The organism is Stutzerimonas sp. 21-1 (genome assembly GCF_056336065.1).
This window is the reverse complement of the sequence record NZ_CM150500.1, coordinates 1,197,775-1,209,137: the sequence shown is the minus strand read 5'-3', so window position 1 is coordinate 1,209,137 and position 11,363 is coordinate 1,197,775. Positions and strand designations below refer to the sequence as shown.

11 protein-coding genes are annotated in these 11,363 nt (G+C 67.7%); 8 read left to right on the top strand and 3 right to left on the bottom strand.

The window, feature by feature from the left end:
• The first annotated feature begins 59 nt into the window (after nt 1–59).
• The gene (locus tag AC0ZJQ_RS05985) at nt 60–1,292 is read left to right on the top strand and encodes a dicarboxylate/amino acid:cation symporter (RefSeq protein ID WP_476477500.1); all 1,233 of its coding nucleotides are present in this window, start codon (nt 60–62) and stop codon (nt 1,290–1,292) included.
• 5 nt (nt 1,293–1,297) lie between these two features.
• Nucleotides 1,298–1,960 carry a potassium channel family protein gene (locus tag AC0ZJQ_RS05980; protein WP_043296030.1) on the top strand — a complete coding sequence of 221 codons (663 nt, stop codon included), beginning with the start codon at nt 1,298–1,300 and terminating at the stop codon, nt 1,958–1,960.
• Between the two features lie 42 nt (nt 1,961–2,002).
• Here AC0ZJQ_RS05980 and AC0ZJQ_RS05975 read toward each other — a convergent pair whose 3' ends face one another.
• Nucleotides 2,003–4,024: a methyl-accepting chemotaxis protein gene (locus tag AC0ZJQ_RS05975; protein WP_476477499.1), complete on the bottom strand. Its 2,022-nt coding sequence runs from the start codon at nt 4,022–4,024 to the stop codon at nt 2,003–2,005.
• Nucleotides 4,025–4,399: 375 nt separating this feature from the next.
• On the opposite strand from AC0ZJQ_RS05975, the gene AC0ZJQ_RS05970 reads away from it, so the two are divergent.
• From AC0ZJQ_RS05970 to modC, 5 genes are all read left to right on the top strand, one after another.
• On the top strand, nt 4,400–5,626 hold the full coding sequence (locus tag AC0ZJQ_RS05970) for an MFS transporter (RefSeq protein ID WP_314019846.1): 1,227 nt from the start codon (nt 4,400–4,402) through the stop codon (nt 5,624–5,626).
• Between the two features lie 189 nt (nt 5,627–5,815).
• Nucleotides 5,816–6,622 (top strand): TOBE domain-containing protein, encoded by an 807-nt coding sequence (locus tag AC0ZJQ_RS05965; protein WP_476477498.1) that lies wholly within the window; start codon nt 5,816–5,818, stop codon nt 6,620–6,622.
• A gap of 11 nt (nt 6,623–6,633) precedes the next feature.
• Nucleotides 6,634–7,386 carry a molybdate ABC transporter substrate-binding protein gene (gene modA, locus AC0ZJQ_RS05960; protein WP_476477497.1) on the top strand — a complete coding sequence of 251 codons (753 nt, stop codon included), beginning with the start codon at nt 6,634–6,636 and terminating at the stop codon, nt 7,384–7,386.
• Nucleotides 7,387–7,390: 4 nt separating this feature from the next.
• Nucleotides 7,391–8,071: a molybdate ABC transporter permease subunit gene (gene modB, locus AC0ZJQ_RS05955; RefSeq protein WP_167136376.1), complete on the top strand. Its 681-nt coding sequence runs from the start codon at nt 7,391–7,393 to the stop codon at nt 8,069–8,071.
• Complete coding sequence (gene modC / locus AC0ZJQ_RS05950; RefSeq protein ID WP_476477496.1) at nt 8,068–9,156, top strand: molybdenum ABC transporter ATP-binding protein; 1,089 nt, start codon at nt 8,068–8,070, stop codon at nt 9,154–9,156. The genes modB and modC overlap by 4 nt, the downstream gene beginning before the upstream one ends.
• Before the next feature lie 6 nt (nt 9,157–9,162).
• Here modC and AC0ZJQ_RS05945 read toward each other — a convergent pair whose 3' ends face one another.
• On the bottom strand, nt 9,163–9,558 hold the full coding sequence (locus tag AC0ZJQ_RS05945) for a RidA family protein (RefSeq protein ID WP_476477495.1): 396 nt from the start codon (nt 9,556–9,558) through the stop codon (nt 9,163–9,165).
• A gap of 134 nt (nt 9,559–9,692) precedes the next feature.
• Between AC0ZJQ_RS05945 and AC0ZJQ_RS05940 the strand changes: the two genes are divergently transcribed.
• A complete protein-coding gene (locus tag AC0ZJQ_RS05940) occupies nt 9,693–10,625 on the top strand; it encodes a LysR family transcriptional regulator (protein ID WP_476477494.1) in 933 nt (310 codons plus the stop codon).
• On the opposite strand, the gene AC0ZJQ_RS05935 is transcribed toward AC0ZJQ_RS05940, so the two are convergent.
• A complete protein-coding gene (locus tag AC0ZJQ_RS05935) occupies nt 10,622–11,353 on the bottom strand; it encodes an adenosylcobinamide-GDP ribazoletransferase (RefSeq protein WP_476477493.1) in 732 nt (243 codons plus the stop codon). The two genes, AC0ZJQ_RS05940 and AC0ZJQ_RS05935, sit on opposite strands and share 4 nt — an antisense overlap.
• Nucleotides 11,354–11,363 lie beyond the last annotated feature (10 nt).

Sequence of the window (11,363 nt, the reverse complement as noted above, 5' to 3'; positions counted from 1 at the left end):
CCGCGCCCCAAAGCACCGGTCTGCTCATCGGCAACAACAAGAAACGACAAGGACACCCCATGCCCAGTCTCAACCTGCAGATTCTCGTTGCCGCCTGCCTCGGCGTGCTGATCGGCTGGCTCGTTGGCGGCCAGCCCGAGGAAGCCGCCCTGCGTGAAGGCACGCTGTATGCCGCCGGACTGGTCTCCAGCGTGTTCATCGGCATGCTGAAGATGGTGCTGATCCCGCTGGTGTTCACCTCCATCGCCGTTGGCGTGGCCAGCCTGCAACAGCACCAGCAGGTCCACCGGGTGTGGCTGACCACGCTGATCTACTTCACCAGCACCACGGCGCTGGCGATGCTGCTGGCGCTGACGGTGGCGAACATCTTCAAGCCCGGCGCCGGGCTGTCGCTGGACCTGTTCGCCGATCAGCTGGCGGATTTCCAGGCAAGCCAGCTGACCCTGCCGGAATTCTTCCAGCACTTCTTCGCCGGGCTGTTCCAGAACCCGTTCGCCGCCTTCGCCGCGAACAACGTGCTGGCGGTGGTGGTCTTCGCGCTGTTCGTCGGCATCGCGCTGGTCGCCGGCGGCGAGCGCTACCGCAACATCCTCAACGTGCTGCAGGAATTCCTCGAGATGCTGCTGCGAATCGTGGGCTGGATCATGTGGCTGGCGCCGCTGGGCATCCTCGCGCTGCTGATCCGACTGGTCGCCGAGCAGGACGCCGCGCTGCTCTCGGCGGTGGGCGGCTTCGTCATGCTGATCTTCGCCACCACGCTGTTCCACGGCGCGGTGGTGCTGCCGCTGATTCTCTACTTCACCACCGGTCGCTCGCCGCTGTGGTTCTGGCGCGGCGCGCGGGATGCGCTGATCACCGCCTTCGCCACCAGCTCCAGCTCGGCAACGCTGCCAGTGTCGATCCGCTGCGCCGAGGAGAATCTCAAGGTAGAAAAACGCTACGCCGGCTTCGTTCTGCCGCTGGGCGCCACCATGAACATGGACGGCACCGCGCTGTATGAGGCCGCCGCGGCGCTGTTCGTCGCCAATCTGGTGGGCGTCGACCTGACGCTCGGTCAGCAGGCCGTGGTGTTCTTCACCGCGATGGTCGCCTCGGTCGGTGCGCCGGGGATTCCCAGCGCCGGCATGGTGACGATGGTGATGGTGCTGCAGGCGGTCGGTCTGCCGGCCGAGGCCATCGCCATTCTGCTGCCGATCGATCGCCTGCTGGACACCATTCGCACGGCGATCAACGTGCAGGGCGACATCACCGGCAGCGTGGTGGTCCAGCGCCTGGCCGGGGAACGGGCCTGACGATCATGAAGCGCCATAACCCGTTCCACTACGTCGTGCAGTACCCGTCCGCCGGCCTGCTACTGATTCAGCTGCTGGGCATCGTGCTCTACCCGTTCATGGAGGGGCTGCCCGAGCCGCGCGCATTCTTCGGCGCGTTCAGCGCCATCGTATTGGTCTCGGCGCTGCGCATGGTGCGTCGTGGCCCGACGCTGCAAGGCGTGGCCTTCGGTCTCGCAGCGCTGATCGTCACGCTGAACGTGGTCGGTGTGTTCGTCGAGCGGCCGGGGCTCGATCTGTGGCTGTTCGCTCTGGAGGCGGGCTTCTATTTCTATGCGACCGTCAGCCTGATCGGCTACATGAACGAAGACCAGCGCGCCACCACCGACGAACTGTTCGCCGTGGGCGCCACCTTCACGCTGCTGGCGTGGGCCTTCGCCTATGTCTTCATGGCCTGCCAGATGCTCTATCCCGGCAGTTTCACCGGCGCCGCGCAGCCGGATTCGCCACGCAGCTGGATGGAGATGCTGTTCCTCAGCGTCACCCTGCTCTCCGGCGTCGGCCTGGGTGACATCCTGCCCGTGACGCCGCAGGCGCGCGCCGTGGTGATGCTCGAGGAAATCGCCGGCGTGATGTACATCGCCCTGGTGGTGTCGCGCCTGATCGGCCTGACCATCGTGCGACGCTGAACGTCGCCGGCGCCGCTCGGCAGAGCCGGCGGCGCCGCGTAGTCAACTCGCCTTGAAGCGACTGACATTGTCCAGCAGCGTCCCGGCCAGGTCGCTCAGGCGGCTGGCGGTGTGGTGGTTGCTGCCGACCGCCTCGCCGTTTTCCTCGGCCATACGTGCGATGGTGCTGACCTGCTGGGCGATCTCCGCGGAAGCGGCGCTCTGCTCGCGCAGCGCATTGGAAATTTCCGCCACGGTGTCGAGCACCTGATTGGCCGCCTCGCGAATGCCGCCCATCGCCTCGCCGGCGCGCTGCGCACGGGCAACGCCTTCGTTGACGCGCACCACGCCCTGCTCCATGCCCTGCACAGCGCCCTCGGTGCCCTGCTGGATGGCGGCGACCATCTGCGAGATTTCCTTGGTCGACTGGGCGGTGCGCTCGGCCAGCTTGCGCACCTCGTCGGCGACCACCGCGAAGCCACGGCCCTGCTCGCCGGCGCGTGCGGCCTCGATCGCCGCATTCAGCGCCAGCAGGTTGGTCTGCGCGGCGATATCGCCGATCACCCCGACGATTGCCGATATCTGCCCGGAGCGCTCGCCCAGCTCGGCGACGGTGCGCGCCGAATCGCCCACCGACACCGCGATCTGGCTGATTTCCTCGACCACCGCCGCAACAATCTCGCCGCCCTGGCGCGACAGCTCGCCGGAACGGTGCGCCAGCGCATCGGCATCGCCGGCGTTGCGTGCGATGCTCTCGATGCCCACAGTCATCTGCTCGACCGCCGCCGCCATGCTCGCCGCGGCATCGCTCTGGCACTGCGAGGCGACATGAATCTGGCCCGACGCCGTGACCAGGCTGCGCGCTGAATCGGCGACATGGTCGGAGTTGTCCTTGATGTTGCCGATCAGCCGGCGCATGGCGTCGGCCATGTCGTTGAAGCTGCCGGCCACGTAGCGCAGCTCGTCGCGTGCCGCCAGCTGGATATGCGTGGTGAGGTCGCCGGCGGCGAGCTTCTCGCTGCCTTCGCGCAGGCTGCGGATGCTGGTCATCACCGACAGGTAGGCGCCGACCGACAGGTAGCCGATCACCGCGAGCACTCCGGCCAGCACGGCGAGGTTCAGGTACAGCACCTGGCGGGCATCGGCGATGCGCTGTTGCAGCAGCTGGTCGAGGGTCGGCAGCAGCACGTCGTGCATCTGGCTGTAGCCAATGCCGATGGCCTCGGTCGCCATGTCGAAGAACTGCACCGAGGTGGTGCTGGTGAAATCGCCCTCGAAGACCAGCGCATGCATGACGCGCTCGATGTTCTGCCCACGCTCGTCCATCGCCGTCACCGCCTCGGTGAGGCGCGTACGCAGTTCCGGGCGCAGCGCGACGACCTTGTCCAGGCTGTCGCGCATGTTGCCGGTGGCGCTCTTGATCTGCTCGCTCAGCACGATCAGCGCGGTGCGCCGCTGATCGTCGACGTTGCCCTGCGCCAGCGCGGCCGCGCCGCTGCCACGCAGCTGGCCGATGCGCTCGATCAGGCTGGGCATGTGATTCAGCGCGGCGGACATCAGGTAGAAGGTTTCCGCCTCGGGATCGAAGGTCAGGCCATAGGCATCGGCCAGCTGCGTCTGGAAGCTCAGCAGCTTGCCGATCAGCGCGGTGTGCGCCTGGAAGTTGCGGCTTTGCGGCCAGCTCAGGCCGTCACGACGAATCTCGCCCCAGGCCTGGCCGATCTCCTGCCACTGGCGCAGTGCGCGTTTGTCCTCGGCCAGCGTGCGTTCGAGCTGCGCCAGCGCCGCCTCGATATCCGTCTCGCGCTCGCTGCGGCGCGTGGCCAGCGCGCTGTTTCCGCCCAGCAGCATCGACGACATGCCGCGATGCTGCTGCACCAGTTCCACCAGTTTGGCCATCGGTCGCGACAGCGAAGAGGCGACCAGCTCGTTCTCCGAGCGCTCGATGGTGCGGTTGAGCTGGCCGGCCAGGCTCAGCATCAGGCTGGCAAAGACGGCGGTGACCAGCAGGCCGAGCAGGCCGAACTTGATCGGATAGCTGAGCCGGTTCATCAAGGCTTCGGCGGGCAGGAAGAGCGTTTTCATGGGGGCGTGTCCTGAAGGGGTCGCAGGCGCTGCACGAAGCCGCTCGAGCCCTGGGGGCTATGTGAGTCACCGGCAACTGCAGAACATCCAGTTTCAGGCGCCAAAATACGGACGTGACCAGGCAGTCTCCCTGACCGGAATCAAGGATGCAGGTCACAGTATGGCAATCGGCCATACTGTCTGTCCGATAGGTCAGAAATGCACAGCCAACATCACCGAAATGCGACCATCCAACCTTTTCGCCGATTGCGCCGAACTCCTGCGCGCCCCTGCAATCCATTCAGCCTGAGCCGGCGGCAGGCACGGCAACCAGAGCTTTACCACCACGCCAGCCGGTGAATAATGCCGGCCCTTTGCATTCGCTTCGAGGTGACCATGACGGCGCAAGCCACCGCAACGATGCCAGCCCTTTCCGCACGCGCCGTCCTGCTGATCGAACTGGCGCTGGCCATGGGGGGTTTCGCCATCGGCACCGGCGAGTTCGCCATCATGGGGCTGATGCCCGAGGTCGCCCGCGGCCTGGCCATCAGCGAGCCGCAGGTCGGCCATGTGATCAGCACCTATGCGCTCGGCGTGGTGGTCGGCGCGCCGTTGTTGGCGATCCTCGGTTCGCGGCTGTTCCGCCGTCACCTGCTGTTGCTGCTGATGGGCTTCTTCGCCCTGGGCAACTTCGCCAGCGCCCTGGCGCCGGACTATCACACGCTGATGGCCTTCCGCTTCGTCACCGGCTTGCCGCACGGCGCCTACTTCGGCGTGGCGATGCTGGTGGCTGCCTCGATGGTCGCGCCGGACAAGCGCGCCCAGGCCGTGGCCCGGGTGCTGATGGGCCTGACGGTGGCGATCCTGATCGGCAACCCGATCGCCACCTGGCTCGGCCAATGGCTGAGCTGGCGCTATGCCTTCGCCCTGGTCGGCGCCATCGCGTTGCTCACCGTGCTGCTGGTGGCGCTGTTCCTGCCACTCAATCACGACGAGCCGCGCAACAGCCCGCTGCACGAGATCCGCGCGTTCCATCGGCCGCAGGTCTGGCTGGCCCTGGCGATCAGCTCGATCGGTTTCGCCGGCATGTTCTGCGTGTTCAGCTACATGGCTCCGACGCTGCTGGAAGTCACCCGCGTCAATGCCGGCTGGATTCCCTTCGCCCTCGCTGCGTTCGGCCTTGGCGGTATCATCGGCAACGTGGTCGGCGGCTGGCTGTTCGACCGCCTGCGCTTTCAGGCCGTCGCCTGGCTGTTGCTGTGGAGCGCGCTGGTGCTGCTGGTATTCCCGCTCGCGGCGCATTCGACATGGACGATCTTTCCGGCGGTATTCGCGGTGGGAACCATGGTCTCGCTGTCACCGGCCTTGCAGACCCATCTGATGGACGTCGCCGCGGATGCCCAGACGCTTGCCGCGGCGTCCAACCACGCCGCCTTCAACATCGCCAATGCCCTCGGCCCCTGGCTCGGCGGCCTGGCGATCAGCGCCGGTTTCGGCTGGACCTCTACTGGCTACATCGGCGCCGCGACGGCCGTCGGCGGGCTGCTGGTATTCGCCTGGGCCTGGAAGCTCCAGGCGAACGCACAAACGAGCGGCGAACCGCGCACACCGTGTTGCGGCTGAGCGTAACGCGGCCGACGACGCTGCCCCACGCTAGCGCCGGCTGACGGGTATACCTCCGCAGCGCTATATACAAAACGATATAGCGCATTCCAGAATGCCACCTTTCCCAGTAGCTGCGGCTCACCCATGAGCCGTTCTTCAGGTGGCACAGGAGCGAACCGACGACCAGCCGGTTCGACGGAGCAAACGATGAGCGATGCACAGCTGCCCCTGCGGGTGGACGGCCAGCTCTGGTTCAACCGTGGCGACAAGGGCTATCTGGGCGGCAAACGCATCGACCTGCTGGAGCAGATCGAGGCCACTGGCTCCATCACCCGCGCCGCCAAGGCGATCAAGCTGAGCTACAAGGCCGCCTGGGATGCGGTGGATGCGATGAACAACCTGTCCGAACGGCCGCTGGTGATACGCGCCGCCGGCGGTGCCCAGGGTGGCGGCACGCAGCTGACCGATTTCGGCCGCGAGATGCTGCACGTCTGGCGGCGCATGCAGGCCGAGTACGAGCGCTTCCTCGCCCAGGTCGCCCAGGGCATCGAGGGTTTCGACGACATCGACCGATTGCTGAGGGCCATCGCCATGAAGACCAGCGCACGCAACCAGTTTCGCGGCCGCATCACCGCCGTCAGCAAGGGCGCCGTCAACGGCAGCCTGAGCCTGGACATCGGCGCCGGCCAGACCATTACCGCCACGCTGACCAACGACAGCATCGACGAGCTGCAACTCGAAGTCGGCAAGACCGCCATCGCGCTGATCAAGGCCAGCTTCGTGCTGCTCTCGCCCGATCCGCAGGTGCAGATCAGCGCGCGCAACCGCCTGACCGGCACCATCAGCGCGCTGCTGCCCGGCGCGGTGAACAGCGAGGTCAAGCTGCTGCTGCCGGGCGAGCGCACCCTCGGCGCGGTGATCACCAATGAAAGCGTCGAGGAGCTGGGCCTGGCGGTCGGCCAGCCATGCACCGCGCTGATCAAAGCCTCCCACGTCATCATCGCCATCGATTGAAAGGAGTCGACATGCGCCCCATGCGCCATCTATGCAGCGCCCTGCTGCTCTGCCTGTCCTTCACCGCCAGCGCCGACGAGGTGCAGGTGGCGGTAGCCGCCAACTTCACCGCGCCGATGCAGAAGATCGCCGAGGCCTTCGCTCGCGACACCGGTCACCGCGCCGTGCTGGCCTTCGGCGCCACCGGCAAGTTCTACGCGCAGATCAACAATGGCGCGCCGTTCGACGTGCTGCTGGCGGCCGACGAGCAGACCCCGCAGCGGCTCGAAGACGAAGGCCAGGGCGTGGCGGGCAGCCGCTTTACCTATGCCATCGGCAGCCTGGTGCTGTGGTCGGCGCGCGAGGGCTATGTCGATCCGCAGGGCCGCGTGCTCGCCGACGGCGACTTCCGTCACCTGGCGCTGGCCAACCCCAAGACCGCACCCTACGGCGCCGCAGCGCTGCAGGCGCTGGAGAAGCTGGGCCTGCGCGAACGCCTGCAAGCGCGCTTCGTGCAGGGCGAGAACATCGCCCAGACGCACCAGTTCGTCGCCAGCGGCAACGCCGAGCTGGGCTTCATCGCCCTCTCACAGGTGATCGAGGACGGGCGCATCGCCCGCGGCTCGGCCTGGCGGGTACCCGCCGACCAGCACCAGCCGATCCGCCAGGACGCCCTGCTGCTGCAACGTGGCGAACACAATCCGGCGGCACGCGCGCTGCTCGACTACCTCAAGGGCGCCAGCGCCGTCGCGCTGATCCGCGCCTACGGCTACGAGGTGCCATAAACCAATGATGCTCGACAGCGTCGATCTCGCCGCGATCTGGCTGACCATCAAGCTGGCCAGCACCACCACCGTGCTGCTGTTGCTGCTCGGCACACCGCTGGCGTGGTGGCTGGCGCGCACGCATTCCAGGTGGCGCGGGCCGATCGGCGCGGTGGTGGCGCTGCCGCTGGTGCTACCGCCGACCGTGCTGGGCTTCTATCTGCTGGTGGCGATGGGGCCGAACGGACTGCTCGGCCAGCTCACCCAGAGCCTGGGTCTGGGCCTGTTGCCGTTCAGCTTCGCCGGTCTGGTGGTCGGCTCGGTGCTGTACTCGATGCCCTTCGTCGTGCAGCCGCTGCAGAACGCCTTCGAGGCCATCGGCGATGCGCCGCTGGAGGCCGCCGCGACGCTGCGCGCCAGCCCGTGGGACTGTTTCTTCAGCGTGGTGCTGCCGCTGGCGCGCCCGGGCTTCGTCACCGCCAGCATCCTCGGCTTCGCCCATACCGTCGGCGAGTTCGGCGTGGTGCTGATGATCGGCGGCAACATTCCCGAGAAGACCCGCGTGGTCTCGGTGCAGATCTACGATCACGTCGAGGCGATGGAGTACGCCCAGGCGCACTGGCTGGCCGGCGGCATGCTGCTGTTCTCCTTCCTCGTGCTGCTGGCGCTGTATGGCAGCCGTCAGCGTCAAGGGTGGCGCGGATGAGCGGCGCCCAGGCAATTCGCGCCTGTCTGCGCGTGGACTACGCCGACTTCCGCCTGGACGTCGACCTGGCGCTGCCCGGGCGCGGCGTCACGGCGCTGTTCGGCCATTCCGGCTCCGGCAAGACCACGCTGCTGCGCTGTGTGGCCGGACTGGAACGCGGCGCCCGCGGGCAACTGGAGATCAACGGCGAATGCTGGCAGGACAGCGCCCGCGGGCTGTTCCTACCGCCGCACCGGCGCGCCATCGGCTACGTGTTCCAGGACGCCAACCTGTTCACGCACCTCTCGGTGCGGCGCAATCTGCAGTTCGGCATGAAGCGCGTGGCGGCGGCAGAACGGCGCGTGGCCTGGGATCAGGCAGTGGACCTGCTGGGCATCGGCCATCTGCTCGAACGCATGCCCGGGCGGCTGTCCGGCGGCGAGCGCCAGCGTGTCGGCATGGCCCGCGCGCTGCTCACCAGCCCGCGCCTGCTGCTGATGGACGAGCCGCTGGCGGCGCTGGACCTCAAGCGCAAGCACGAAATCCTGCCCTATCTCGAACGCCTGCACGACGAGCTGGACATCCCGGTGCTCTACGTCAGCCATTCGCCGGACGAGGTGGCGCGGCTGGCCGATCATCTGGTGCTGCTCGATCAGGGCCGTGCCATCGCCCAGGGCGAACTGCGCGAGACGCTGGCGCGGCTCGACCTGCCGACCGCCTTCAGCGACGACGCCGGCGTGGTGGTCGAAGGCGAGATCGCCGGGCACGACCCCGCCTATCACCTGACCCGGCTGGTATTTCCCGGCGGCGAAGTGCTGGTTTCACAACGCCCGCAGGCCATCGGCCAGCGCCTGCGTTTTCGCGTGCATGCGCGCGACGTCAGCCTGGCGCTGGAGCGTGCCGAAGGCAGCAGCATCAGCAACCTGCTGCCGGCCCGCGTCGAGGCACTGGCGGCGGCCGATACCCCGGCGCACGTGCTGGTGCGCCTGGATGCCGGCGGCACGCCACTGCTGGCGCGCATCACCCGGCGTTCGGCGGACCAGCTCGGCGTGGTTCCCGGCAAGGCGCTGTGGGCGCAGATCAAGACGGTGGCGCTGCTGGGCTGAGCCCGCTCAGACCGCCTCGGGCAGTTGGGCGATGACCTTGATCTCGAACTGGAAGCCGTAGAGCCAGGTCACCCCGACGGCCGTCAGCGTCGGATGCGGCGCCACGCCCCAGTACTGCGCCACGACCTGCCAGACGCGCTCGAAGATCGCCGGCGGATCGACCATGAACACCGTCACGTCGACCACATCCGCGAAGGTGCAGCCCGCGGCGTCGAGGATCGCGTTGAGGTTGTCGAACGCGCGTCGGACCTGCGCCTCCAGCTCCGGCTCCGGCGAACCGTCCTCGCGGCTGCCGACCTGCCCGGAGACGAACAGCAAGCCATTGGCGCGGATCGCTGGCGAATAGCGGTTGCGCTCGTACAGTGCCTGGCGCGCAGGCGGAAAAACGACGTCGCGGGTCATGACGCTCTCCTCCAGTGGGGCCGCTGCCGACCCGTCGATGAATACGCACCCACTGTAGGGTTGCCGCCTGGCTGGATAAACTCGCCAGCCCGACCAAGACTGTTCGCGAAAACCAAACAATCAGCGGAGCGCAGATGGACCGTTTCGATGCGATGCAGGCGTTCGCCCGCGTGGTGGAAACCGGCAGCTTCACCAAGGCGGCCGAAACGCTGCAGATCGGCAAGACCAGCGTCACCCAGATGATTCAACAGCTGGAGGCGCGGTTGCGGGTTCGCCTGCTCAACCGCACCACGCGCAAGGTCAACGTCACCGCCGATGGCGCTGCCTACTACGAGCGCGTGGTGCGCCTGCTGGCCGAGCTGGATGATGTCGAGACCAGCCTGTCCGGCGCAGCCACCGTACCCAGAGGACGCCTGCGCGTGGACGTGCCCAGCCCGCTGGCACGTATGATCCTGATCCCGGCGCTGCCGGCCTTCCATGCGCGCTACCCGGACATCCAGCTGGACATGGGCGTCAGCGACCGGCGGGTCGACCTGATCGACGAGAACGTCGATTGCGTGGTGCGCGGCGGCGAGCTGAGCGATCAATCGCTGATCGCCCGCCACGTCGGCGACCTGCGCCTGGCCGTGTATGCCGCACCTGGCTACCTGCAGCGCGCTGGCACCCCAACGCATCCCGGCGAACTGGAAAACACCCACCACCGGATCGTCGGTTTTCTCTGGGCGCGCACCGGCAAGCCCACGCCGTATGCGATGCACCGCCAGGGCGAGCGAGTGCAGGTACAGGGCCGCTACGTGCTCGCGGTGGATGACGGCAACGCCTACCTCGCTGCCGGACTGGCCGGAATGGGCGTCTTCTGGCTGCCCGACTACATGGCCGCCGAGCACCTGGCGAACGGTGAACTGGTGCGGCTGTTCGATGACTGGCAACTCGATCCGATGCCGCTGTACCTGGCCTTCGCGCCGAACCGCCACGTCAGCGCGAAGCTGCGGGTGTTCATCGACTGGATCGTCGCGCTGATGGCGCAACATGCGCCGGTGATCGCGCGGGCGCCAGGGCGAGGCTAGGCCTGCAGCGCCAGCCCCAGCAGCACGGCACATTCCACCAGTTCCAGCAGCGCGCCGGCGGTATCACCGGTGGTGCCGCCCAGACGACGACACATGGCGCGGCGCGCCAGCATGAAAGTCACCGCGGCGCACGCCAGGGCGAGCAACCCGCCGATGCCGAACGGCAGGCAGCCGATGACCACCACCGCCAGCACGCCGCGCGCGCGCTCGCGCGGCAGGTTCGCCGCCAGTGCCTGACCGAGACCGTTCGGCCGCACATAGGCGGTCGAGAGGAACAGCGCCAGCAGCGCCGCACGGCCGAGCAGCGGCGCCAGCAGCAGCGCCACAAGCTGCTGCGCCTGCAACAGCACCAGCAACGCGACGAACTTCAGCAACAGCAGCAGCACCAGCACCACCACGGCCACCGGGCCGCTGCGCGGGTCCTTCATGATTTCCAGCGTACGCGCGCGGTCGCCGAAGCCACCGAGCCAGGCGTCGGCACTGTCGGCCAGGCCATCGAGGTGCAGCGCGCCGCTCAGCGCGACCCACAGCGTGAGCACGAGTGCGGCCTGCAGCATCGGCGGTGCGCCGGCCAGCAGCAGCGCGGCCAGCCACAGCAGGGCGCCGAGCAGCAGGCCCACGCTCGGGTAGTGCAGCAGCGAGCGCCCCTGCTGCTGCGCGGTCGGCATGGCCGGCAGGCGAATCGGCAGGCTGGTGAGAAATTGCACGGCGATGAGCAACGGCAGCATGGGCATTCCA